Raw genomic sequence first — 24,309 nt, 5'->3', positions numbered from 1 at the left:
CCTATCACACCTATAAGACCAGAGTAATTTGGAAAAACTCCACTTTTTTGAGGTTATTTGTTATTTCATTCAGATAGGGAATGCCGATATTTGCTTGGACTAAGCCCCTCAAGACTTTTAAATACTGTGATAAAATACTTATCCGTCTGATAACCCACCTGTTCCGCAATCTCCGAGATTGGCATCGTTGTCTGCACAAGCAACTCCTTCGCGCGCTGAATGCGTTTGCGGGTAAGGTATTCACTAAAATTGATGCCGATCTGTTCCTTAAACAATACGCTGAAGTAACTGGAGTTGAGATGGAGTAAATCAGCGATTTCACGCATGGTCACATGTTCACCCAGATGAGCATCCACATAGGTCAAAGCTTCACTGATCTGGCTATTGAGCCTCTGTTCCCCTCGCTCCTTAACATCCAGCAGCTTGGGGTCAACCATTTCCTGCATCGTTTGAATACGTCTCTGTTGTTCGCTGAACTTTAGGGCTTTTTCGACGGTCTGCAGCAATTGTTCCTTATCAATCGGTTTCAACATATACTCCACAACACCCAGCTTAATGGCCTGCTGGGCGTATTGAAAATCGGCATGCCCCGACATAATCAGGACAACAGGCTTGTTCGAAAAATGTTGAATGGCTTCAATCAGAGACAAGCCAGAGAATTCCGGCATGCGAATATCCGTTATTAACAGATCTGCCGGCTTTTTCTTGAGCCATTCCACAGCCTCGACGCCACTTTCTGCAGTCTGAATGTGATTTCGTCCTGCCGACCATCCTTCCAGTGTTTTGCGAATACCCTCTCTTGTACGCGGCTCATCATCCACGATAAGAATCGTTTTGTCATGAATCATATGCACCCCTCCGTTCCCATGGGAATCTCAAAGCAAATGACAGTTCCTTCCCCAACCTTACTTGTTATAGAAAGCTTGCAACGTTCGCCAAGTTGGCTGCCAAAGTAAAGCTTCAGTCGCCGATGTACGTTGATTAGACCTACGCCTGTACCCTTGTTAGATACAGCGGGCCCGCCATGTAAAGCATGAATGACAGATTGAAGCCGTAATTCATCCATACCGGGACCATCATCCCGAACCTCAATGCGAACCAGATTTTTCTCGGTCGAAGCATCCACATGGACGCTTATCTTTCCCGGGCCCAGTTTACTTTCAACCCCATGAAGAATCGCATTTTCAACTAAGGGCTGTATAAGAAGTTTCGGTATTGCGACCTTACGCACCGCATCACTCAGCTGAATCTCCCATTGCATTCTCTCTCCCAACCGCATCTGCATAATTTGAAGATAACGCTCGGCGTGTTCCAGCTCGTCGGCAATCGTAACCCATTCATCCTGCTGCGAACTGGAGATGATGTAGCGAAATAATCGGGACATCGCCACCACCATACGTGCCATCTCCTCGTCTCCCTTCTCCTCAAGGGACCAATAGAACGCTTCCAGCGTGTTGAATAGAAAATGGGGATTAATCTGAGATTGCAACGCCTTCAACTCGGCCCGGGACTGCATGACCTCCTTCTCATGAACCACACGGGTCAATTCATTCTGCCTGTAGACCATCTGGTTATATACGTCGTTGAGTTCATTGATCTCCATCGTAGAGCTAACCATTAGATTAGGTCTCATTGCTCCCGGCTGTGCACTGCGCATGGCCCTCATCAGACGTATGAGCGGACGTGTAATCATTGTGGACAGAAAGAAGGACATGATAAGGAACAGAACAACACCAATCATTCCCGAAACGAGCAGCGCCGTTCTCAAGATGGATACACCTTCCGTTGTCTCCCGCAGCGGGGTCAGGACAGCAAGTGTCCATCCCGTTAACTCCGATTTTTGCCGGACGACGATATAGGATTCCTCCCCGTTCTGCACGACTGATCCACTGTCCAATATGGCTTTGGGATCGAGATTGATCTCCAGATCGGAAGTCACCACTTCGCCCACCCCATCCAAGAGCATGATAGAGTCCTGCGAACCATCTGCCCCATTCGAATCATTGAGTTGAAAAAAACTGCGCTGCATCCGCACCACCACATAACCTCCATGTTCGAAAGAATGATCCAGCAGGTTAATCCGTCGAATAGCCAGAAGCACACCCGGATCTTCAGGGTCAGCACCTGCCCATACCAGTCTGCCTTTTCCTTCATCCGCCAGGTTGATCCAGTTGCGCTCCACTCTGAGATCGAGGGATCGGTCATCCATCGGAAAGATGCGGTTATAACCCGTAGTGTATATCTCCATACTTTGCGCGCCGTTGATGAAAGACTGATAACTGCCTGCAATCTGCAAGAGAGCTTGCCGCTGATTAAAGGTAGCCGGGTTGCCCTGCTTCTCATCGCTGAGCAGACGTTGCACATATGCATCATCCGCCACCTGGGCGGTCAGCGAATTCACTTGTGCAATGATTGCATCCAATCTGCCACTGGCTTGGACGGCGGTTTGGTGAATATGTTTCTCCGCATTGCTTTTCAGCAAAGCAGCTACCCGATCATAAGCCGATATGCCTGCGAGCAGCAGAACAACAAGCATCACCATAACGAAACCAATGAAAATCTGATTCCGAAGTGAGTTAAAATGTCCTTTTTTCCCGTGCAACTTCCCCATTCTCCTCTCTTTTTGGCATGTAAAAGAACCCACCACCTTACGCCCGTGCTCTTGAAGACTGGGTACAAACGATGCCGGATTATCTACGTATTCAGTTCTTCTATATAAAATGAACAAAAGAATATTTACACTAGCCACTACGATGACAGAATAACCTTCCAATCGCTGTTATCCCCAGATTTTTTGATTCCCTTTTTAAAGGGGAAAATCCGGTGATAAAGGCGAAGCATATGCTTCCGATGCAGCTTTCTTTCAGAAAGCCTTTAGCTCCGCTTTTTCAGGTTATTTCTGCCCTCTCCGTTCTCGTGTAAATGTTTAGTTCATTTATATAGTTAAAGCGCTTGCAGAAATGAACCTTACTCTTCTTCTCTCTTAGTCTTTGTTTACCGATTAAACTAACGACTAAAAAATAGCATAGTTTTACAGGTTAATCAATCCTCCCGAATAGTTCCCAAACGTTAAATGACAAGGATCAAAAAAAGAGAGGGGACTTTTAAAGTCCACCTCTCTTTGTTCATATCCCTTCACACATATCCTTCTCTGTGACACATCTTCAGTTATTTCACAGACCCTTGGGTAACCCCGTTGATGATCCACTTCTGTGCAAACAGGTAGATGATAATCATCGGTAGCAACGCGAGCAGGTAGGATGCAAACGCAAGGTTAAATTCAGTATTAAACTGTCCTTGGAATACATACTGTACCAGCGGCAGCGTGTACTGTCCCGGATCACTGATAATAATGAGTGGTAGCAAGAAATCGTTGTACGTGGATAGGCATGTCAGAATACCAACCGTGGCACTGATGGGTGCCATGAGCGGGAAAATGATTTTCCAGAACGTGCCCCAAGTTGTCGCCCCATCTACAAACGCCGCTTCCTCAAGCGCTACCGGAATGGACCGGATGTAGCCAACGTATACAAATACGTTGAATGCCAAGCCATAAACCGTGTGAAGCAGGATCAGACCTACCAGATTTGTCATCTCCAGCGATGCGGTCAGCTTAACAATCGGCAGCATGATGATTGGAAATGGAATGAACATCGCGCTGACAAAGTAATAATACAATCCTTTGAAAAACTTGCGTTTCTCCATATTCCGCGCAATCGCATAGGCTACCATCGAGTTACTGAGCAACGTCAAAAGCACGGTGGATGCGGTAACGATTGCACTGTTACGGAACGATTGGAAGAAGTTTGTCATGTCGATGGCTCTCGCGAAATTCTCCCAGTGAAGTGTTGTCGGAATGGCAAAGACCGATTGGGCCATCTGTTCCGGATTTTTCAAAGCTATTGTAACGGTCATATACAATGGGAACAGGATAAACAGGGTACCCAGCACAACAAGCAGCATAACGAGCCAATTGATTCGTGTACGGCTTCTCATTACAGATCCATCTCCCTTCTTTGCAGGAACCGGATTTGCAGAATTGAAATCACCGCAATAACGATGAAGTAAATAACCGAGTTCGCAGATTGATAAGCATATTCGCCGCCTTCAAATCCGCCGGTGTAGATCAGATGGGAGATGGACTGCGTCGCCCGTCCGGGACCACCGTTGGTCAAGGCTACGATTTGGTCGAAGACCATAAGTGAATTTTTCATCGCCAGCACCATATTAATGGTGAAGAACGGGGCAATAAGCGGGAAAGTAATGCTCCAGAATTCACGCCATTTGCCTGCGCCGTCGAGGTTGGATGCCTCGTATAGTGTCGTTGGTATCGTTTGCAGACCAGCCAAATACAGAATCGTATTCAGGGCCACCGATTGCCATACTGCAACAATGACAATACCGATCCAAGCCAGGCTCTCGCTACCAAGTATGTTCGTGGATAGCGCGTTGATGCCCAGATTTTGTCCCCAGATCGGGAATACGTTGGAGAACAGGTAGTTAAATATGTAACCTACGATCAGTACACTCAGAATATTGGGCAGGAAGTAGATGCCGCGGAAAAAGTTACGGAACTTGATCTTGGCATTCAGCCCGAGTGCAATGAGTAAGCTCAGAATATTGGTCAGGATCGTCACCACGATCGCAAATTTGAACGTAAACCAGTAGGCATTGCCTACATTGTCATCTTGGAACAAGTTGAAATAGTTTTTAAAACCAACAAAATCATATTCTTTCCCGAAACCGTTATAATTCGTAAATGAATAATAGATGCCCTGGAGGGCCGGCAGCGTCATAAACACAAAGAACAACACGACTGCCGGAACCGTCATCCAGTAATAGGGTGCGATACGCTTGTTCATACTCCATCCTCCTTCTGACAAGGCTTAGCGCCGATTAGCAACCTTGTCCCATTCTTTGTCGAGTGTATCTAGATAGTTGTCGATGTTTTGGTTCTGCAAAAAGGACTGTACGATGGAATTCAGCTGCACGGCAGCCGGAATATAGTGATCGGGAAAGTCAATAACCTTGCCCTTCTCGATATAAGGCATCAATTCCTGTACGGCAGGATCATCCTGCTTCACGCCTTTTACCGCAGAGAACAGCGTCTGTTCGTCAATGTATCTTCCGATATTTTCAGGCTCTAATAGAAACGCAATAAACGTCTCTGCCTGCTCGCGATTAGGCGTGTCCTCCGCAATGGTAAACAGGGAGTCGATCCCGTTCACCAGCTTGATCTCGCTTGCATCGTTGCCCGTAGGGAATGGGAAGAAACCGATGTCAACATTTGGGTTCGCTTTGCGAATCTCCGAGATGGCCCAGGTTCCCTGGATGTACATGAAGGCTTCACCGTTAGCGAAGGCACGGTTACCGTCCGAATAAGCTTTACCAAAGTTATCGCCGTGACCGTATTTCATGAGTTCCAGTTGCTTCTCAGCTACCTCGCGGTACTTCTCCTTGAACGTCATTTTGTTATCGCGCCGCTCTTGGTAGAAATCAATACCGACCAGATTGGAGGCTAGTGCATTGAACGGCAGGCTCGTCTGCCAGTCATCCTTGTATGTGAAATAAAATGGAATCTCACCTGCATCCTTAATCTTTTGGGCGGTCGCAATGAGTTCATCCCACGTCTTGGGCACGTCCAATCCCATTTCCTTAAACAACGTTTTGTTGTACATGATGCCGTTTGCATTAGTCGCGTAAGGAATACCTGTCACTTCGTCCATGCCTGTGAGATCATTCAGCATTTGTATGTAGTTCGGATCAATCGTCTGGAGTAATGTGCTATCCGTCAGATCGGTGAAAATATCACTCTGAGCCAGAATGGAATAGGTGTCGGTTGCCCCCATGGCCATAATATCCGGAATATCATTTTTGACGACACGCGTCTTCAGTACTGTCTCCGCATCGGGCGGATTCACCTGTGTCACTTGGATATCGTCATGCTCCGCATTAAACGTTTTAATTAATTCATCAAAGGTTGTTTTGGCTTCAGGCTTGTTCTGGAAAAATTCAATCTGCACTTTGCCATTCGCGCTATCTCCACTGGTACAGGAAGATAAAAGTACAGCCATCATTCCACACAGCAACATTGTCCCGAGAGCCTTGGTAAGCGTTGTTCTCATGTTGTACCTCCCTCAGCTTAATAAATTGAACTAATGTGATTTACACAGTGTCACTCCGATTGCAGTACCATCTTCCGATCGTTGTTATCCCCAGATTTTTTTGATTCCCTTCCTCAAAGGGAAAATCCGATTTTAGCGTATGCTTTCGAAGCAGCTTTCTTTCAGAAAGCTTTTAGCTGCGCTTCTTCAGATTGGTTCTGCACTCTCCGTGTTCGTGTATATCTTAGTTTCACTTTATATACGTAAAGATTTACCCATAAAAATAGTGAAATAACCATTTGGTTAATCCTTCCAAACTAACTTCAATCTGAATGGATGATATAGGTCTTTATTATTTCTAAAACGGTTTCGGTAAAAATGAATCACGGCAGTTCTTCCCATGACCCGAATTGGGCATAACAAAAAGGACACTGGATAATATCCAATGTCCCTCATTTAATAAGCTTATATTCAGCCACTGTAACGCTTTTATCCAACCTATTACGAACGTTCTGCTTTCGGCAAAGCATTACGTAAACGCTTGGCCCGATAACTCTGATATGCACGAATCAACATGCCGATGATAATCATGACCACACCGATGTTAATTGCAACATCAGCGAGATTCAAAATCCCGCGTCCTGACGGAAATACGAGGAAATCCGTTACCCGGGCATAGATAAATCGATCGATCGCATTTCCTAAAGCCCCGCCGACCATAAAACCCGCGCCAGCTTGCATCCAGAAACCGCGAATCTCACCTTTACTCCGGTAATACAGCATGCCCGCTATGAACAGAACAGCAATCACACCGAACAGACGCGCATTTCCCTGAAACATGCTGCCAGCCATTCCACTGTTCTCGTAATGCTGTAACTGCATGCCCGAGTTACCCAGTCTCATGACGTCGCCAACTTCCATATACATCCTCACTGCAATCTTGGTTCCCTGGTCCACCAAAGTCACCAGCAGTGCTACAAAATAAAACAGCATCGTGCTTCTCCTCCTGCCTACGTAGCAATAACTTATTTTAACTTTAAGAGTTATGTATATTAGGTTCCCTTCACTTTAACACAGCCGATGTACGGTCTCCAAATGAACGGTCTTTAACCACGCAAATAACGTTCACTAACATCGTTCAGACTGCATCCAGAAGGGACTACACCAATCCATGTCGAATGTAGACATCAATCATATACGTAAAGGGGATGCCTGTAATTTGAACCTGACCACGACAGAGAAATTAAAGGAAATGCAACAGGAAGAAAAGGACTTGGTATTTGACACATTTGATTCTGAAACAGCACTCCAACTTGGCCAGCATCTGGTCGAAGAAGCGAAGCGTCGCTCCCAAGCCGTGACCATCGACATCACCCTGGAGGGGCATCGCCTCTTTTTGCATGCGATGGAAGGCACTCATCCCGACAACGAAGACTGGATTCGCCGCAAGAACAACGTAGTGAATCATTTCTCATCCAGCTCTTGGCACACGGCTCTGCGGTTGAGAAGTGAAAACCAGACACTTGAACAAGACTTCAATCTGCCTTCATCGGACTATGTCCTAGCCGGTGGCGCTTTCCCGCTGATTCTGAAAAATGAGGGACAAGTCGGCACCATTACGGTATCAGGTCTGCCTGATGAGGAAGACCATGATCTGGTCACGACAGGCATTCGCTCGTTTTTGTTGCAGCAAGATTAGATTAAAATGGGCAATAAAAAATCCGTACCTGGGATAGGCACGGATTTTCTTCTTTTTCCTGTAGTTAAATTCCTGCGTTTATTGGATCGCCGAGAGAACGTCCAGCAGCATAGATTTGAATTTGGGCCGATCGATGGCTTCACAGACACGTACATTCGGCTCTTTGCCAAAACGTCCGTTGATATCGACCACGCTATATCCACGTGTCAGTTCTCCTGCCGCTTCCACGTCCACATAATATTGACCCGACTTGGTCATGATGGATTCATCCGCGGCTACAGCCATCAACAACGTATCGGGATGAGTGGTGCCATTGAGTTTATGTACCGACTTGTTGAACTGCATAACCACTTTGTTGATTGCAGTGAAGAAATCGGCACCCGATGTACCCAGAGCCGCAATCTCTGCATGATCGTCATCGTCCATCACTGAATATTGCGTGCACATCTCCCAACCAACCATCGTGATTGGAATGCCTGCATGCAGTACAATTTTCGCTGCTTCCGGGTCCACGTAGAAGTTATACTCCGCCGCCGGTGTAATATTGCCCAGTGCATTATTCGTTCCGCCCATGATGTACAGGTGAGCAATCTCCGGGATAATCGTGGGGTCTTTCTGAATTGCCATCGCAATGTTAGTCAGTGGAGCAATAGCCAGAAGTTCAATTTCGCCTGGATGTGCATGCACCTTCTCAATGAGAAAATCAACCGCATGCCCGCTCTCGGGACGCTGATCTGCCTTCGGGAAATGCGCGCCGCCCATACCATCATCGCCATGCACATCTTCCACTGTCCGGTGCTGAGCTTTACCGTAGGCCATTAGCGGACGTTCGCAACCTTTATACACAGGTACCTTGCCGCCATGTCCAGCAACCTGTACCGTGTACAGGGCATTTTCAACCTCTTGGTCGAATTGTACGTTACCGCCCGTAATGGTGATGCCCTCCACCTGAAAGTGATGCAATGCTGTCAGGATCGCAATCGTATCGTCTCCTGCTGTATCTGTATCGATGATGACTCTTCTCATGATGCCGCGCTCCTTCTTCCGTTTAATAGTAAACTCCATAAAACACTATGTCTTATTTTACATCAAAAACGTACCAATGACGATGGAAACGCCGATGATAATCGAACGCAGCAACTGTGCTACCGCCATATTACCTCGTGCGATTTCGTCACACACCCGCATTTTTGGAATCAGGAAATCAAATATAATATAGACCAGGCACAGCACAATAATTCCAAACGCCGACCACAGCAGCATATCCAACCACGAATGCGTCGAGAAAGATACCATGCCCACAATAATACACAGTCCCAGTAATTTGCTGCCCATGTACATGCCTGCCGCCTCGTTACCTTTGGCGATTTCCTCACTATCGTTATACCGGGTCAATTTGCTAAAAGCGAAATATCCACATACCAATACCACCAGCAGAATGCCTACACCCACCGCCACATTCACGAGGTTTAATCCCAAGTTTTCCATTCCTTCTTCTCCTCCTCATCATTCATCCGTTCACTAACCGTAGCCGCGCAATAATAGGCCATATCTCCGGTTACTTTCTCCCCGACCCGTGGTAGTATCCCAGCCAAACGCCCACCGATAACAAACACCCCTGTAAGCAGATAGCCGCTGTATGCTCCAGCTTCCGTCTCGATCACAACCTGTTCCATCGGAACCAGCTGCTGATAGATTTTGGGCTGATTTTCGTAATAAGCTGTGATCTCTTCATCCTCGTCTGTTGCCCCAGATGCAAGATTGGATTCCAGCGCCTCGTTAAGAGGATGCTCCATATCCTGCTTTCCAAAGGCATTGTCCGTTCCTTCATCCAGCAAAAGAGTTCCTCTGCCTTCGCGCCCCCAATAACTCTTCGCTACATATGGCGTGGCGTTCAGCTCGAAAGGCTCTGCCGAAAAATAGGTGGGCAGCAGATATCGGGAAATCACGTCCATCTCTGCTTCATCAAAGAGGGTAAACCCGCAATATTCTGGGGTTTGCTCGTTACGCTCGTAAAGTGACCAGATTGCTGCCATGAAGCCTTTGCTCTGCATCAGCACATGCTGAACGGGATTCATCAGGCCCAATCTTCCCTCACGTACAAGTTCAAGCAGCGCAGCACCAATGTCCACCCCTGTCGTCTCATCCCGATCATCGATCAGATACTCCAGTGGATAAAGGCGATACAGCAAGTTAATCTCCCGCCCCCTATGGTAAAGCGCCTCTCCCGGAACAATCTCCAGTTCCTCAAGTGGAGCATAGAAAACCTCGTATCCCGCTTCCTGACAACGTCTCATCAGGTATTCCGTATTCGTTCGGTCTTCGACATGTTCGCCAAAAGAAGTGAATGTCACCGGACCCTTTAATCCCTGCTCTGTATAGAATTCCAGCCACATCTTGAAACATTCCCGAATACGTGTATCCATCTCGGCAGATGGCGCAGTTAACGCGGCATCCTCAGCAAGACCGACCAGGATATTTTCCAATGCAGCAGCCTCCGGTATGCCAGTAGGCGTGTCCGTATTATTTTCAATACACTTGGGCCCAGCTTCTCCGATAATCCAGTCCTGACGGGTAATGCCTCCAGTTACCAACTCCATACGTGCCGCCGGGATAAGCCCCGGATGAATACCCAACTGATGCTCTAAAAAAGAATCCGGCATATATTGCTGGATAAATCGCATCACTTTACAGTAAATGCCGTCTACCGCCTCGGCTGCGGTATGCAGTTCCAGCACCTCCGAGGGAGAGTAGACCGTTAATGCTGGCACACAATATTGCTTCCCGTACATTCGATGATATGGAATCTGTTGTTCCGTTTCACCCTGAAATACCTCTTCGTGACTTAACGGCAGTTGAACCACTTGCCTCATCCGGTTATCCTCCCGAGCTGCGGAAGAAGCTACCGAAGCCGCTTGATTTGGACTTGGATTTGCTATAGGAGCTGTTACTGTCCTTATTGCTTCGATACGACGACCCACCGTAGTAATAGTGCCCACTGCTGGAATCATATTCACATCCGGTATCATACTCCGGGTCACATTCATCATTGTTGCTAGCACAACCGGATAACACGGCAGGAACCGCCAGCATCAGGGAGAAAGCAACCAGCTTTGCTTTTGATCCGGGTTTCGATGCTTGCCCCCGCTCTTGGTCACTCATTACAGATCCACCTCTTTCATATAAAACAACACTTTCTTGCGATCCGCATCCAGCACGGAATACAGGAACTCATACGTCTTGCCACCGCGAACCATGTAATGGTCCAGCAGTTGCTCGGCAAGCTCCATTGTATAGGTGGATGAAGCTATGAGCTCCAACTCCTGAAACGAACTTCCATTCCACAACATATACTCTGGGCTGTACATGGAAGACATTTTGCACATCGCCAGCGCAGCATCCGCAATGGCTGCACCGTACTCGTCCGGCATCTGTTGGTCATATGGCGTTACATATACTGCATGTTCCCGCCCATCCTGGCATTCATTGGACAGATGCGCCCAGAGTTTGTTTTTCACCAAGGTGGCATCCACCAGTTTGCGCATGAACAGTTCATCTCGTGTGACTGAAGCCTGTTCCAGCACTCCCGTCTCCGCCTGTCGATCATCCGACCAACTCCGATACGTCAATGAATAATAGATACCGATAACCTCCCTTTTTGCGAGCTCTTAGGTGAGCCGTTTCAATTCATACAAACGTATTTAACGCATCAGAAGGAAAAAAGTTACACTAGTGAATCAATTTCATAGTACCTTTAGCTGCTTCAAATCAAGGCTAGACATAGATCAAAATGGTTTAATTTGTCTATGTCTAGTTACAAAACTCCATTTTTAGTGATTTATGAAATTGATTCTATTCACCATGACATGTAATAAAGAACATGTTGGCTACCTTCGTTCTCCGATTAACGAAGCAGGAAATAACATACTGTTTTCTACTTTTGGTATGTAATCCAGTTCAAAAAGGCCGGAGAAGACTCTCCGACCGCACTTTTTTTAATCTTATGCTCATGCCATTCTGACTTATAACTCAGCCCACTGTGCCAATACATCATTATATTCAGCGGACAATTGCTCGCGATCATTCCAGATTTGTTCCAGTTCAAGCGGATTGTTCTGCACCATTTCCAACTGTTGATCCAGCACCTGAATCTCTGCCTCAAGACGAGCCAACGTCTGTTCCAGCTTCTCCGCAGATTGTTGGTTGCCACTGCCACTTCTATGTTTCGATGCAGTTGCTGCCGAAGGAGTCAACGCCTTACCTGATTCAGTAGAAGCTTTATGGTCATGACTTCCACCGGCAGCTACAACAGTGGATCCGTTCATTGTCGAGGTTGCTCCTGGCTTCTTCCCTGATCTGGCAGTCCCGCCGGGCGCGGACGTTAAACCTGACTTCATCTCTGACTTGGTGTTCCCACGAGAAGAAACGCCCACGCCTGCTGTAGCCTGAGTTGTCGCCGCCGCACGAGCTTGCAAATCAAGCTTCTTCTCACGATACGCCTCATAGTCTCCCAGGTAAGCGGTCATCTGACCGTCCTCCAGTTCCCACACACGGGAAGCGAGGCGATTGACGAAGTACCGATCATGCGAGATGGCAAGTACGGTTCCTTCAAAATCAACCAGTGACTCTTCCAGCGCTTCTCTCGATGCGATATCCAGATGGTTGGTTGGCTCATCGAGCAACAGTACATTGGGTTTGCGCTGCACCAGCAGAGCTAGCCGCAGACGCGTCCATTCCCCACCAGATAATTGCCCGACAGAGCGGAATACATCCGCTCCATAGAACAGGTATCGGGCCAGAATTCCGCGAGCCTCTCCCTCTTCCACGCCTGCTTCCAGACGGAAGTATTCGAGTACGTTCAGCTTTGGATTCGTGGGTTCCTCCTGTTGAGCCAGATACCCTACATCCACGCGTGCTCCCCACTCCAGCTTGCCCGCATTGGGCTGCTCGTCACCAAGCAACAGCTTGAACAGGGTCGTCTTGCCGGAGCCATTGCGTCCAATGAGTGCAATTTTATCCCCATATTCCAACAGACCCGAGATTCCGCGCAGGATTTCACGCTCGCCATAGCTCTTCTCGACCTGTTCCAATACCGCTACCCGTTTACCCGTTCGATCCGTAGGACGCACATCGAACTCGGCATTGCGGCGCTCCAGTACAGGACGCTTCACCTGCTCCATCCGCTCGATGGCTTTACGCATCGAAGCCGCCCGCCGGAAGAACTTTTCATTGCCACCCACACGACCCCACTCCTCTAACTGGCGGATCGTTTCCTTCATTTTTTTGATAACCTTCTGCTGCTCCTTGAACTCCTCGAATTGCTGCAACAGCCGTTGTTCCTTCACTTTCATATATTCCGTATAACCGCCAGCAGATGTTTCCGCTTCTCCATCCTCCAGCTCCAGTGTTCGATTCACGACCCGATCCAGAAAATAGCGATCATGCGAGATCAGGACAATGGTGCCGGGATATTCTCGTAAAAATCCTTCCAGCCACTCAACCCGCTCCAGATCAAGATGGTTTGTCGGCTCATCCAGCAATAACAGGTCGGGTCTTACGATTAGCTGTGAAGCCAGCACCACCCGAGTCTGCTCCCCACCAGACAGGGAACCAAAGCGCCAACCATAGTGTGCCTTGGCGATATCCAAACCGTCCGCCACCTGATCGATCCGGGCATCCATTTCATATCCACCCTCACGCTCGAACTGGTCTTGCAGTGCCGCGTAGCGTTTCAGCAGGCGCTCCAATTGATTAGGGTCTGCTGCACATGCCGGATCGGACATCTGCTGCTCCATTTCCTTCATTTGCGTGCGACATATCATAAGCTCCTTGAATCCAAGACTCAGTACATCCAGTACGGTATGGTCATCCAATCCTTCTGGAACCTGAGCCACATATCCCATTCGTGTATCTTTCTTGATCATCAATTGCCCTTCATCCGGCTTGTTCAGTCTTGCCATCAGGCGCATAAGTGTGGTCTTGCCGCTTCCGTTGCGGCCAATCAGGGCGACCTTGTCACCTTCCATAATTTCAAACGTAATGCCGTCCAGCACCAGATGTGCTCCGTGGTATTGAGTCAGTTGTTGCGCGCTAATCATTATCATAATAAGGTTCCTCCTATGGTATGGAAGATCCTGACCGCAACACAAAAAGAGCCGCAGGAGGTTAGCTCCGCGGCCCTTCAGAATTCAAGCAATATCGCTTATAGTCCGAATGAGGTCAAGGCAGGCATCTTCTCGCAAATGTTAACTTCCGTATATTCAAAATTGGACAGACTTCTCCCGTTGGTCAGAAAAGTATGAACAATGCCAGCCATAGCAATCGGCAGCTGGCTAATACGGTTGTTAAGCATCTCGTGATTCACCTGTCTTCACCTCCCTTGTCATAATTAATGTCAATATATCACAGACGAATGCGTTTCCGCAACCATCCCTTCGCCCAATTCAATCATACTGTACAGTAGTTTCATTCTTACGCTTAATTCCTGCCCCGTCGCCGAAGCATTACATCCCTGATCGCCACCGTAATAAGTGTTAACATTCCCGAGGTACCCAGTGATGCGCCAAGCAGGGCATATCCGATGCCATTCCACCCGCCAATATCGATGCTGATCATGATTACAACGGCACCGCCGAGCAAGGCCACACATGGCAATATATATTGAACCCACGTCATTCGCCGTCCTTGCAATCGGTAAATAAGCCATTCAATCAGCAGCAGCACCGCCCACATTCCCAATGTCCACAAGATCAGTACTTCCATAAGGTTCCCCTCCTGTTGCTGGATGGATTAAGCCCTTTGTTACAGACCTTACGTTACTTCAACCAATCTGAGAAAAAGTTCCGGTACCCTTCTTTCATTTTCGTGCGCGAAAAAGCACCAAAGGCATACTTCCGGTTGTCTTCTGACACACTGCGCGGCGCAGCCGCAGCCATGTTCACCAGTTCAAACCAGTTATCCTCGTTGCCTGCAAAGGCATGCGTGGATCGAATGTGACCGTAGCAAGCATGCTCCGGTTTCACGACCATTTTGCCCATGGCCATCGCTTCCGTCAGCGGCATCGCAAAGGTATCAAAGGCCGAACAGTTCCAATACACCTTGGATGAGTTCATCAACGTAAATATCTCATCCTGCGTGAGCGCAAACTTCAGCTTCACGTTGGCAGGAATGTCGTACTTCTTCATGGTTTCCTTATAGCGTACACCGCCAAACACCATATATACTTCCTTGTCCGGGTTCTGCCGAGCGTATTCCAAAACTAGATCCGGGCGACGGTTCGCCTCATCCCGACCGATCCAGAGCACCCGATTATGCACAACCTGGCTCGGATCATAGTGCCGGTTCGCCAGCTCTTCGCTAAAGCCAATCGGAATAACGTTCACGTCATGTACACCGAAATTGCGACCCAGTTCTGTTTTTAAAAACTCCGTCTGTACAATTGCTTTATCCACCATCGTATAAAATGGCTTCATCATCTCATATCCCGTTAGCGCGGGATCGGGGAAACTGTGCGGGAACAATACACTTTTCGGTAAGAACATCTTCAAAAATGTAAACCCGGATACGGTGTAGATAACATGCTCTATATTATGGCTATGAATCTGGTCCAGCACGATATCGTAGTTCACCAGGTCACCTTTCTCATGCTCATAACCAGGCAACCAGTCGTATCCACTGACATGACGCTCCGGCGAGATGAACACGATATCCACGCCCAACTCCAGACCAATCTGCTTCAGCCTATCCGCAAATACGCGCGGCCCCTGAGCTTCCGTGAATTGAATTTTACGCATAACAAGTCCGACTTTACGCAAGCTTCTCACCCCTCATTTCTATTCCTCACCCATATGCTTCATGCACTGCTCCAGCGTCGCTGCCGTCTCATTCCATTGGCTTCGCAGCTGTTCCTTCGGCCACACACATTCCTCACTTCTCAGATCACCGTCAATTAAACGCAGCATCCAGAGCGAGAATACAATAGCATAGGCGTGGTACCATTCTGCAAAAGAAACCCGTTCAATCTGCATGCCCAGGCTCCCCAGTTTGTCCAAATAAACATCCATAACCCGCTCTCGCAATGCAGGCGTAACCGTTCTGGGAAACAGCGGATGCGAGAGATCAACTAGGTGAAATATATCCCACAATGGCGCATTCAGATGGGCATGCTCCCAGTCCAAGATGACCAGTCTGCCGTCCACCTCCGCCATGTTACCTGGATGCAGGTCTCCGTGACACAAAACGGTTGGAAGTTCTTCCTCTGCCATGAGGATCAACCTGGAGATCTTGTCCCAATCGGATTCGGACAGCTGCATATCCAGCCTGGATAAAAATTCATCCGTAGATTGTCTGTGCATTTGTAACTCATCCAGCATTGTGTGAATGGGCGGTTTCTGGCCCACGCGAGGCAGTTCGCTCCAATCCGTGACAGACAACGCATGCCATACTGCCATATGTGCCGCTGCGCCGAGCATCGTCGCTTCTTGCGAATCATGCACCAGTTGCCCCAAATCCTCGTAGATCATCCAGCTCTGTGCTGGAGCAATGGTAAGATCCGACGCTGCAATGAGTTGCGGATAGATTGGTGGTAAGCCAGACATCACATGCTCGTACATCCATCGTTCCCGTCCATGCTGCGCAGGATTCGTCAGTGGTTTGAAAATATAACTGCCCCCGGTAGGAATCGTGAATCGCTCCACATATCGTCCGTTTATTCCTTTATACAACTGCTCGCGGCTTGTTATATAGTGATCATTCAGCATTCCTTCGGGCGTCACCCAGCTGTATGCATCCAACTCTTCGTTCACGCTACCCACCATCCATTTCGTTCTCCCTGCTACTCCGATGTTGATTTCTATTCATCATACGTTGCCGCTCACAAGCCTGCAAGCTTTGGTCGTAAGAGCTTATTCAGTGTCTCAATTCAGAGTTTCAAAATTGCTTATTGCATTTTGGTTAGTAATCACTTACTATACAATCATGAAGAACAAATCTCATGTGGATAGCAAAAAGAAAGATATCCTACAAGCGGCGATGCGCTTGTTCGCAACCAAAGGCGTTGACGGCATATCCGTCAAAGAGATCGGTGACGCCGCCGGAGTAACCGATGCGGCGATCTACAAACATTTTAAAAACAAAGATGCCGTTGCCCTGGAAGCCTTCACCCAATACTGTGTCGACTATACTGCACTGATTGACGGGTATGTTCGACAGGAAGGTCCGGTGTTGGAACGCTTCAAGCAACTGGTTACCGAGGTTCTCCATCTGCATGATGAAGATCCCTACGGACTGCTACTGATTTCACAGAATCATGAAATATTCATTGAAGCCGGAAGCAGCGAGGATTACCGTCAGCCGTTGGATGCGTTGATGGATCTGATCGATCAGGGAATGATGCGGGGCGAACTGCCTCAGCAGGATTCACGGCTCACAGCCGTTCTGGTGATCGGTGCAATTACACGCATGGCGGTCTCCAGTATGCAAGGTGAGCTACCGGAGCTGTTGGTACCTTATACGGGGGAAACGGTTCACCGGCTTGCATCAATGTTGGGGCACTTATCTCAGAAGTAACGATGGAGATGGGATGAAGCTAGAAATGGAGTAGCGGAGTGTAGGGAAAACGACGTGAGCAACTACATTGTTTCCGAAGGAAACAACCTTCGTAAGCACCCCTCTTATTTCGGCTGAATCCCATATTCGATGCGGATTATGCCGCTAGGCATGATTCGTAATCAAAGGCGGACTTGTTGAATAACTTCTAAAAGAGAATCGTCAACATACCATCAGGATATACAGATGGATTACCGGGTCATACGTGACCTTTTCTTTTTGCACATGAGGTTAGTGTTCATTAACTAAAATAGTCAGGACGTGTCATCTTCCATGAAAAAAATATTAATTATTCAAGGCAATCCCGTCTCTCCCAGTTACAACGGTGCAATCGCCGAGGCTTACCGAAAAGGTGCGGTGCAGGCTGGTGCCGACGTCCGCATGATCACCCTTAACGAGTTGGCATTCAACATGAATCTGGAGGGAGGATATCGTAATAAACTTCCACTTGAACCAGATTTGCTGGAGGCCCAAGAAGCAATCAAGTGGGCCGAGCATCTTGTATGGGTATTCCCAATCTGGTGGGGAGGACCACCTGCCCTGCTGAAAGGTTTCGTTGACCGAATCTTTATGCCAGGTTACGCCTTCAAGTATCAAAAAGGTAAACCTTTTCCAGATCAGTTGCTCAAAGGCCGCACCGCTCGCATGATCACTACCATGGATGGCCCAAGCTGGTATTTCAAATGGTTCCAGGGTGAGCCCGCACATAAAATGATGAAGATCTCCACATTTGCACTGACTGGCATCAAACCTGTGCGGATAACACCTGTAGATCAAGTTGGTAAAAAGTCAGATGAACAGAGAAAGAATTGGCTTGATAAGATTGAGCAGCTTGGGCGGAAGATGGGGTAAAAGATTTCTGCAAAAAAGCCTCATGGGAAGTATATGCTTCTCTCCAGATTTTCACGTTTTAAGTTAAATCAAAATTCTGGGGATACGCGCAATTCGAAGATAGTCCTGTAATCCGCAAGTGGCTCAATTGTAATCTTAGTTTAACTTATATCAGAGAGCAGAAATGTGCCTATTCCCAGTTACAAAAAAGGGTTGTCCCCTACGTCTTGAACAAGACGTAGGGGACAACCCTTTTAGCATTCATTATGGTCTAACGAACCGTAAACACGCTATTAGCGCCATTTCCGATAAGTCTGAGGTTTAACGAATCGTAGACGCATTATTTCCTCGATCTGTGTATCATTTGGAGGTTTTAAACTAGTTTGCACCGGAATAACTTCACTGAGGTTCGTTACATTTTGCATTCCACGCTAAATCGCCATTTAACACTCACTCGGTTCGTTAGCGACCTGCACTTAGAGAGACAAGTCCACACTACAGGTCAGCTTGATACGCCAATCGCCCGCCTTTGGAAAGTCGACTTCGCAACCAACGGTAATGAAATGGAAACAACCATGGCAAGCAACCCCAAAGAACAGCCATCTACAACCATACAAGCAACGCATTACCCAAACGAAATACGACCTGATGGATGCTCAGGTAAAATGGACGATACCAACTGCTGCACAGCTGGATGATCCGACTGCATCACCGAATCCCCGGCATCACCGCTATATACCAGCTTTCCCTGATCCATTACCGCAATGCGGTCACAGATCGTCATGGCGGCCCGAATATCATGCGTGATAAAGAGATACGATAACCCGTAGGACGCTCTTAACTCCGCCAGCAAAGATAATATTTGCGTCTGGTGCACCATATCCAGGCTGCTGATTGATTCGTCCAGTACGATTAACTTCGGTTTGAGCGCGATAGCTCGTGCGATGTTGACCCTCTGTAATTGGCCACCGCTGAACTGGTGCGGAAGCTTGCTCCCATCCTCAGGTGTAAGTCCAACCTGCTCAAGCAGTTGCCCAACCACACGAAGTTGTTCTTTGGCCGATAAACGCTCGTAATTATCCAGCGGCTCCCCAATGATCTGCGCGGCAGTCATAAGCGGATTCACAGCCGAATAACAGTCCTGGAACACGACCTGCAGATCACGCCGTAATCCCTTAAGTACGGGTTTGCTAGATCGGTAGATATCCTGACCTTGAAATGAAACCTGACCCTGGCTGGGCTTCTCCAGACCAAGTATGATTTTGCCCAAGGTACTTTTACCTGCCCCACTCGTACCCAGCAGTCCCAGACAAACACCCTTCTCGATCGTAAGTGAGATATCCGCCAGCACAGGAGGACGCGCTCCCGAACGATCCAGCCAATTCCGTTTGCCATAGCTATGGCTTACTTCACGTACCTGAAGCATCAGGTCATCCTCCTCTTTTGTAATTGGCAGAAGTAATCTCTGAAGAGGCTGAAATTACACATCACCATGCCCATTCCACCCCTACGACTACCCACTCAAAATACAGTTCATATCCGCTCTACACATACACTCCACTGAACGATTCGACTCGTCTGTAATTCGCTATCGTCCCAAAGACATGCTGGGTCTCGCATTTAACAACATCTGGGTATACTCATGCTGCGGGTGATCGAACAGTTGGTACACATCCGCCTGCTCCACAATTCGACCCTTCTGCATAACCGCGACTTCATCGGCCATTTGCGAGATCACACCCAGATCGTGGGAGATGAGCAAGATGGATGTGCCATACTCCGTACGTAGCCGATCCAATTCCTGAAGCACCTTGAACTGATTCACGACATCCAGTGCCGTCGTTGGTTCATCAGCAATAACCAAAGCCGGTCGCAGGCACATCGATATGGCGATCATCACACGCTGCAACATACCGCCACTCAGTTGGAAGGGATATCGCTTCATCAGTTTAGCTGGTTCGGGTAAGTTCATATCTGCCAAGGCAGCAATGGCCCGCTCCCTGGCAGCTGCTTTGGACATTCCCGTATGCGTACGCAAGGTTTCAATGAATTGAGATCCAATCGTATATACGGGTGTAAAAGCATTCATCGGATTCTGCATAATAAATCCGATTTCCTTGCCGCGGATGCGCCGCATCTCCTCACCTGACAACGAGCCAAGCTCCCGTCCATTCAGGTGGATGCTGCCCGACACTTCCATCCTGCGCGGATCAAGCAGATGGAGCAATGCGTTACATGTAACGGTCTTACCACTGCCACTCTCACCGACGAGACCGAAGACACGACCTTTTTTTAATTCAAAATCAATGGGATCCAGTAACGGGACTGAACCCTCCGCTGTTCTTAGATTCACTTGCAGACCACGAACTTCGAGTACCTTCGCTGCATCATCCATCGTTACGTTCACCCCTCATATGCCTTCGATTCCGAACCACTACCTTTTTGCAATGCCATAACGCTCGGATAACGCTTCTCCCAAAATGTTGAACGTAATGACTACGAGCAGAATCAATGCCCCCGGGTAGATCATCAACTCCGGATGACTACGAATATAACCTGTCCCCTCATGAATCATAGCGCCCCATTCTGCATTTGGTGGTTGAATACCAAGTCCCAGGAAAGACAGAGCAGATATATCCATAATCGCCCACCCCATCTCCAGCGTACCCATCACAACGATCGGACGCTGCACGTTGGGGATGATATGTTTCCGAATAATCGTCCACGAAGAGGAGCCGCTAATCCGCGCCGCTGCGATGAAGTTCCGTTCTTTCAGACTAACGACCATGTTCCGGCAGATACGTGCATAATACACCCACTGTACCATCATGAGTGCTAGAAGCACCTGCATCAGACCTGGACCAAAGATCCCTACAATACCGAGCACCAGCACCAGATTCGGAAACGCCATAATGCCTTCACACAAGCGCATCAACAGACTGTCCACCCAACCACCAAGGTAACCGGAGATTGAACCTACAATGACACCTATGAGCAAAGATGACAGGAAGATCAGGGTAGCAAATCCAAGCGACACTCTCGCTCCATACATCAGCCTAGTGAGATTGTCGCGTCCCAGATGATCCGTTCCGAGCCAATGCTCAAGCGATGGACTCGCCAGCTTCTGCAACAGATTCACCTTCACCGGGTCATGAGGAGCAATCCATGGGGCTAATAACGCGATCACGAAGAAAAGCAATATGATCACCGAGCAGATCTGGATGGCTCTCTGCCCTTTAAATACCGCACGCCATTTGTTTATCAATGTTCTGCCCGTCCTTTCGCTGAAATCCGTGGGTCCATAACGAGCTGCACCAGATCAACGAGCAGATTGCATACGATGAACAGGCAGGCCGCCAGGAAGACATAACATTGAATAACGGGAATATCCCGATTAAATATCGCATCGACAAAATAACGTCCGAACCCAGGCCAGGAAAACACCTGCTCTACAATAATGGTGCCTGTGAGCAGCTTGCCCATACTCATCCCCATTCCTGTAATAAGGGGCGATATGGCGATTTTCAGGACATGCTTGAGCATAATCACTCTTTCGCGAATCCCGCGTGTTCTCGCATACTGTACATATGTCTCCTGCAATTGCTCCAGTACACTGGAACGTAACAATCGGGTGTAGACCGCAATAAGAATCAAGGAAAGTGTAATCGTAGGCAGAACCAGATTCTCCCACGATCCACGCCCCTCCACAGGCAGCCAGTCCAATTTCACTGAGAAAAAGAAGATCAGCAGGTAACCGAGCCAGAATTGCGGAATAGATGCTCCTAAATAGGAAATCGCACGACTGACCATGTCAATCCAGCTATTCTTATACACCGCCGCCAGTATTCCCAAGGGAATACTCACCAAAGCCGATAACAATATACTCCAGAAGGCTAGTTCAGCCGTAGCGGGAATCCTTAGTTTCACTTCATCCCATACGGGTTTGTTGGTGAGATATGAGGTGCCAAAGTCGAGCTTGGCAATCTTCTGAATCGTATGCACATACTGGGTTAATAAAGGCTGATCCAGACCGAACTCATGCCGTTTTTGCGCAAGCAGCTCCGGTGTTGGATAGATATGAGCGGCTGTCAGATAAGCCTCGGCCGGATCAACTGGTGAAATATGAATAAGCGCAAAGGTAACGAGTGTAGCGATAAAAACGATAGGAATTATCGCGATCATTCGTTTCCCGATATAACTGATCAACAAACTTCCTCCCTTTTATCAAGCTACATGACCTTGCCAAGGCTTTACCACTCCGAAATTAAAGTAAATACAACTTATTGGTTGCCCAATTCAATGCCTACAAACGGATTCTCATCACGGTTCGCCGGGAAAATAAAGTTGGAAATTTTCTTCTGATATACCGCCGTTTTCTTAACATACGAGATGGGGACAATCGCCGATTGTTCCTGAAGTGTTGTCAGGATAGAGCCATACAGCTCCTGACGTTTCGTCTCATCTGTTGATGATAGTGCGGCATGTACCTGCTCGTCCAGTTCCTTTTTCATCGGCAAGGCACTGAGCGTCTCAGAGATACCAAATCCAGGGCTCGCTACAACGTTAATGAAGGAATGTGGATCATACGGAGCACCATAGTTGTACCAGAAATACAGGTCAAAATCATTGGCTTTCAAACGTTTGATCTGTACCGTCAGTTCTAGCCCAGTGAGGTTTACCTTAACCCCAAGCTCGCTCCATTCCGCCTGAATGGTCTCAGCCATCGCTTTCTGAATCGGGTCCGTCTTGTCAAAAATCATTTCGAATTCAAGCTGTTGTCCGTCTTTCTCACGAACGCTACCATTCGCAGGCATCTTCCAACCCGCTTCATCCAATAAAGCTTTGGATTGTTCCACGTTATATTCGATCGGTTTCAGGTCAACATTGGTGTATGGGTAGTTTTTGGATAGTGCCGTATCTGCCGGTTCTTCCAGACCCAGAGTGATGCCTTCCACCATCGCTTTTTTGTTAAATCCTTGCTGGAGCGCCATCCGCACTCTGAGATCAGACAGCTTCGGATTGGAGGAATTCAGCAGCAGATCTCGCGTACCTACCGGATCAGACAGCTGACTCACATATTTATCGTTGTCACGAAGCTGTTGGAACGCATCCAGACTGATCATACCTTCACCATAGATCAGGTCGAGATCACCTTTTTCAAAAGCAAGCACGCGGGTTTCTGCATCAGGGATGATCTTAACCGTAATCTGATCCACCTTCGGTGCGGTTCCCCAATAATTCGGGTTGCGTTTGAAAACAGCATATTCGTCCTGCTTGTAATCAGCCAGCATCCACGGGCCCGTTCCAACTGGCTCTTTGATGCCTTCGGATGTATCTCCGTCATCCGGGAATCCGGCTTCACCCAGGAAGCGGAAAGGACGAACCACAGACAAATCCTGAAGAACAGGATAGTACGGCTCTGTGAGTGTCATACGGAACGTGTGGTCGTCCACAACCTCTGTCTTGTCGAGCACACCTACAATGCCCAGCCAGCTATGTGTAGCTTTATTTTTCATCACAGCGTCAAAATTCTTCTTTACAATCTCAGCATTAAATGGCGTACCATCTGAGAATTTCACACCTTGGCGAAGCTTAAATGTATATACTTTGCCGTCATCGGAGATGGTCCATGATACTGCCAGCGCAGGTTCCAGTTTTCCGTCCTTCTGGTAACTGATCAGTGGCTCATAGAGCATGGATTGGGCAAATAATTGCGAAGGATTGTACGTGTGCGGATTCATTGTACCGATATCACGTGGCCATGACATCGTAATCGACTTCGTAGATGTTTGATCCGAAGCAGCAGATGAGGATTCATCTCCACTTCCTGTATTGCTGCAACCCACAATAACGAATAACAACAAGAGCATAGTTGCCAACGTGAGGGCCGAAGATTTGCGATGTTGTACAGACATGAATGTTGAACCCCTTTTCTCTATTTTATGATAATGATTATCATATTCATCCATTAAGAATAGGCAGGAGCCCTCCTTTTGTCAACAAAATTCGACATGGTATGTGTTGTTACTAAAATAGCCAAAAAACCTTTCCTATGGGAGGAAAGGCTTC

General features: G+C 47.9%; 24 protein-coding genes. 3 read left to right on the top strand and 21 right to left on the bottom strand.

Translation table 11 applies throughout. From position 1 onward, the window contains the following. Window positions 1-65: 65 nt before the first annotated feature. The 6 genes from C170_RS04290 to lspA all read right to left on the bottom strand — a co-directional run bounded on the left by C170_RS04290 (window position 66) and on the right by lspA (window position 7,097). Entirely contained in the window at window positions 66-848 is a 783-nt protein-coding gene (locus C170_RS04290; protein WP_036606639.1) for a response regulator transcription factor, read from the bottom strand. Further along, window positions 845-2,602 (bottom strand): cache domain-containing sensor histidine kinase, encoded by a 1,758-nt coding sequence (locus C170_RS04285; protein WP_081745844.1) that lies wholly within the window; start codon window positions 2,600-2,602, stop codon window positions 845-847. The genes C170_RS04290 and C170_RS04285 overlap by 4 nt, the downstream gene beginning before the upstream one ends. A 566-nt stretch (window positions 2,603-3,168) precedes the next feature. Next, entirely contained in the window at window positions 3,169-3,996 is an 828-nt protein-coding gene (locus C170_RS04280) for a carbohydrate ABC transporter permease (protein WP_036606635.1), read from the bottom strand. Next, window positions 3,996-4,862, bottom strand: a complete 867-nt coding sequence (locus C170_RS04275) for a carbohydrate ABC transporter permease (RefSeq protein WP_036606633.1) — start codon at window positions 4,860-4,862, stop codon at window positions 3,996-3,998. Before C170_RS04275 ends, C170_RS04280 begins: the two co-directional genes overlap by 1 nt. A 24-nt stretch (window positions 4,863-4,886) precedes the next feature. Next, complete coding sequence (locus tag C170_RS04270; RefSeq protein ID WP_425435254.1) at window positions 4,887-6,077, bottom strand: ABC transporter substrate-binding protein; 1,191 nt, start codon at window positions 6,075-6,077, stop codon at window positions 4,887-4,889. A 528-nt stretch (window positions 6,078-6,605) separates the two neighbouring features. Beyond that, window positions 6,606-7,097: a signal peptidase II gene (lspA, locus tag C170_RS04265; protein WP_036606631.1), complete on the bottom strand. Its 492-nt coding sequence runs from the start codon at window positions 7,095-7,097 to the stop codon at window positions 6,606-6,608. A 178-nt stretch (window positions 7,098-7,275) separates the two neighbouring features. Here lspA and C170_RS04260 point away from each other — a divergent pair, with 178 nt between their 5' ends. Next, a complete protein-coding gene (locus C170_RS04260) occupies window positions 7,276-7,803 on the top strand; it encodes a heme-degrading domain-containing protein (RefSeq protein ID WP_081745843.1) in 528 nt (175 codons plus the stop codon). Between the two features lie 78 nt (window positions 7,804-7,881). Here C170_RS04260 and C170_RS04255 read toward each other — a convergent pair whose 3' ends face one another. The 10 genes from C170_RS04255 to C170_RS04215 form a co-directional block, all read right to left on the bottom strand. Continuing rightward, window positions 7,882-8,829, bottom strand: coding sequence for a nucleoside hydrolase (locus tag C170_RS04255; RefSeq protein ID WP_036606629.1), 948 nt, complete (start codon window positions 8,827-8,829; stop codon window positions 7,882-7,884). A 57-nt stretch (window positions 8,830-8,886) separates the two neighbouring features. After that, complete coding sequence (locus C170_RS04250; protein WP_017691702.1) at window positions 8,887-9,291, bottom strand: DUF350 domain-containing protein; 405 nt, start codon at window positions 9,289-9,291, stop codon at window positions 8,887-8,889. Continuing rightward, window positions 9,273-10,676 (bottom strand): glutathionylspermidine synthase family protein, encoded by a 1,404-nt coding sequence (locus tag C170_RS04245; RefSeq protein ID WP_036606627.1) that lies wholly within the window; start codon window positions 10,674-10,676, stop codon window positions 9,273-9,275. The genes C170_RS04250 and C170_RS04245 overlap by 19 nt, the downstream gene beginning before the upstream one ends. A 4-nt stretch (window positions 10,677-10,680) precedes the next feature. Then, complete coding sequence (locus C170_RS04240; RefSeq protein ID WP_036606625.1) at window positions 10,681-10,965, bottom strand: hypothetical protein; 285 nt, start codon at window positions 10,963-10,965, stop codon at window positions 10,681-10,683. Beyond that, window positions 10,965-11,432 (bottom strand): hypothetical protein, encoded by a 468-nt coding sequence (locus tag C170_RS30355; RefSeq protein WP_081745842.1) that lies wholly within the window; start codon window positions 11,430-11,432, stop codon window positions 10,965-10,967. The genes C170_RS04240 and C170_RS30355 overlap by 1 nt, the downstream gene beginning before the upstream one ends. Before the next feature lie 393 nt (window positions 11,433-11,825). Further along, a complete protein-coding gene (gene abc-f / locus C170_RS04230) occupies window positions 11,826-13,907 on the bottom strand; it encodes a ribosomal protection-like ABC-F family protein (RefSeq protein ID WP_036606623.1) in 2,082 nt (693 codons plus the stop codon). A 98-nt stretch (window positions 13,908-14,005) separates the two neighbouring features. Further along, window positions 14,006-14,167, bottom strand: a complete 162-nt coding sequence (locus tag C170_RS31105; RefSeq protein WP_179086570.1) for a hypothetical protein — start codon at window positions 14,165-14,167, stop codon at window positions 14,006-14,008. 113 nt (window positions 14,168-14,280) lie between these two features. Next, a complete protein-coding gene (locus tag C170_RS04225; RefSeq protein WP_036606621.1) occupies window positions 14,281-14,565 on the bottom strand; it encodes a YesK family protein in 285 nt (94 codons plus the stop codon). A gap of 53 nt (window positions 14,566-14,618) precedes the next feature. Next, complete coding sequence (locus C170_RS04220) at window positions 14,619-15,617, bottom strand: glycosyltransferase (protein ID WP_036606619.1); 999 nt, start codon at window positions 15,615-15,617, stop codon at window positions 14,619-14,621. Between the two features lie 18 nt (window positions 15,618-15,635). Beyond that, on the bottom strand, window positions 15,636-16,619 hold the full coding sequence (locus tag C170_RS04215) for a phosphotransferase family protein (protein ID WP_051447006.1): 984 nt from the start codon (window positions 16,617-16,619) through the stop codon (window positions 15,636-15,638). A 160-nt stretch (window positions 16,620-16,779) separates the two neighbouring features. On the opposite strand from C170_RS04215, the gene C170_RS04210 reads away from it, so the two are divergent. Together C170_RS04210 and C170_RS04205 are read left to right on the top strand one after the other, a co-directional pair. Further along, complete coding sequence (locus tag C170_RS04210; protein WP_036606709.1) at window positions 16,780-17,370, top strand: TetR/AcrR family transcriptional regulator; 591 nt, start codon at window positions 16,780-16,782, stop codon at window positions 17,368-17,370. Window positions 17,371-17,682: 312 nt separating this feature from the next. Continuing rightward, window positions 17,683-18,261 carry an NAD(P)H-dependent oxidoreductase gene (locus C170_RS04205; protein ID WP_036606617.1) on the top strand — a complete coding sequence of 193 codons (579 nt, stop codon included), beginning with the start codon at window positions 17,683-17,685 and terminating at the stop codon, window positions 18,259-18,261. Window positions 18,262-18,865: 604 nt separating this feature from the next. Here the strand turns inward: C170_RS04205 and nikE are convergent. The 5 genes from nikE to nikA all read right to left on the bottom strand — a co-directional run bounded on the left by nikE (window position 18,866) and on the right by nikA (window position 24,155). Next, entirely contained in the window at window positions 18,866-19,666 is an 801-nt protein-coding gene (gene nikE / locus C170_RS04200; RefSeq protein WP_036606615.1) for a nickel import ATP-binding protein NikE, read from the bottom strand. Between the two features lie 162 nt (window positions 19,667-19,828). Further along, window positions 19,829-20,635, bottom strand: coding sequence for an ABC transporter ATP-binding protein (locus C170_RS04195; protein WP_036606613.1), 807 nt, complete (start codon window positions 20,633-20,635; stop codon window positions 19,829-19,831). Window positions 20,636-20,674: 39 nt separating this feature from the next. After that, entirely contained in the window at window positions 20,675-21,505 is an 831-nt protein-coding gene (nikC, locus tag C170_RS04190; protein WP_036606611.1) for a nickel ABC transporter permease subunit NikC, read from the bottom strand. Then, window positions 21,502-22,446 (bottom strand): nickel ABC transporter permease subunit NikB, encoded by a 945-nt coding sequence (gene nikB, locus C170_RS04185; protein ID WP_036606609.1) that lies wholly within the window; start codon window positions 22,444-22,446, stop codon window positions 21,502-21,504. Before nikB ends, nikC begins: the two co-directional genes overlap by 4 nt. A 74-nt stretch (window positions 22,447-22,520) precedes the next feature. Beyond that, the gene (nikA, locus tag C170_RS04180) at window positions 22,521-24,155 is read right to left on the bottom strand and encodes a nickel ABC transporter substrate-binding protein (protein ID WP_036606706.1); all 1,635 of its coding nucleotides are present in this window, start codon (window positions 24,153-24,155) and stop codon (window positions 22,521-22,523) included. Between the last annotated feature and the right edge of the window lie 154 nt (window positions 24,156-24,309).

Source organism: Paenibacillus sp. FSL H7-689, from assembly GCF_000517905.1.
GTDB lineage: Bacteria > Bacillota > Bacilli > Paenibacillales > Paenibacillaceae > Paenibacillus > Paenibacillus amylolyticus.
The sequence above is the reverse complement of the archived record's forward strand: the minus strand, read 5'-3'. Positions and strand labels throughout refer to the sequence as shown.

Coding starts and splice junctions, on each gene's coding strand:
- C170_RS04290 (WP_036606639.1), bottom strand. CDS start 848: ATGATTCATGACAAAACGATTCTTATCGTGGATGATGAGCCGCGTACA.
- C170_RS04280 (WP_036606635.1), bottom strand. CDS start 3,996: ATGAGAAGCCGTACACGAATCAATTGGCTCGTTATGCTGCTTGTTGTG.
- C170_RS04275 (WP_036606633.1), bottom strand. CDS start 4,862: ATGAACAAGCGTATCGCACCCTATTACTGGATGACGGTTCCGGCAGTC.
- C170_RS04270 (WP_425435254.1), bottom strand. CDS start 6,077: ATGATGGCTGTACTTTTATCTTCCTGTACCAGTGGAGATAGCGCGAAT.
- lspA (WP_036606631.1), bottom strand. CDS start 7,097: ATGCTGTTTTATTTTGTAGCACTGCTGGTGACTTTGGTGGACCAGGGA.
- C170_RS04260 (WP_081745843.1), top strand. CDS start 7,276: ATGTCGAATGTAGACATCAATCATATACGTAAAGGGGATGCCTGTAAT.
- C170_RS04255 (WP_036606629.1), bottom strand. CDS start 8,829: ATGAGAAGAGTCATCATCGATACAGATACAGCAGGAGACGATACGATT.
- C170_RS04250 (WP_017691702.1), bottom strand. CDS start 9,291: ATGGAAAACTTGGGATTAAACCTCGTGAATGTGGCGGTGGGTGTAGGC.
- C170_RS04245 (WP_036606627.1), bottom strand. CDS start 10,676: ATGAGGCAAGTGGTTCAACTGCCGTTAAGTCACGAAGAGGTATTTCAG.
- C170_RS04240 (WP_036606625.1), bottom strand. CDS start 10,965: ATGAGTGACCAAGAGCGGGGGCAAGCATCGAAACCCGGATCAAAAGCA.
- abc-f (WP_036606623.1), bottom strand. CDS start 13,907: ATGATAATGATTAGCGCGCAACAACTGACTCAATACCACGGAGCACAT.
- C170_RS04225 (WP_036606621.1), bottom strand. CDS start 14,565: ATGGAAGTACTGATCTTGTGGACATTGGGAATGTGGGCGGTGCTGCTG.
- C170_RS04215 (WP_051447006.1), bottom strand. CDS start 16,619: ATGGTGGGTAGCGTGAACGAAGAGTTGGATGCATACAGCTGGGTGACG.
- C170_RS04210 (WP_036606709.1), top strand. CDS start 16,780: ATGAAGAACAAATCTCATGTGGATAGCAAAAAGAAAGATATCCTACAA.
- C170_RS04205 (WP_036606617.1), top strand. CDS start 17,683: ATGAAAAAAATATTAATTATTCAAGGCAATCCCGTCTCTCCCAGTTAC.
- nikE (WP_036606615.1), bottom strand. CDS start 19,666: ATGCTTCAGGTACGTGAAGTAAGCCATAGCTATGGCAAACGGAATTGG.
- C170_RS04195 (WP_036606613.1), bottom strand. CDS start 20,635: ATGGATGATGCAGCGAAGGTACTCGAAGTTCGTGGTCTGCAAGTGAAT.
- nikA (WP_036606706.1), bottom strand. CDS start 24,155: ATGTCTGTACAACATCGCAAATCTTCGGCCCTCACGTTGGCAACTATG.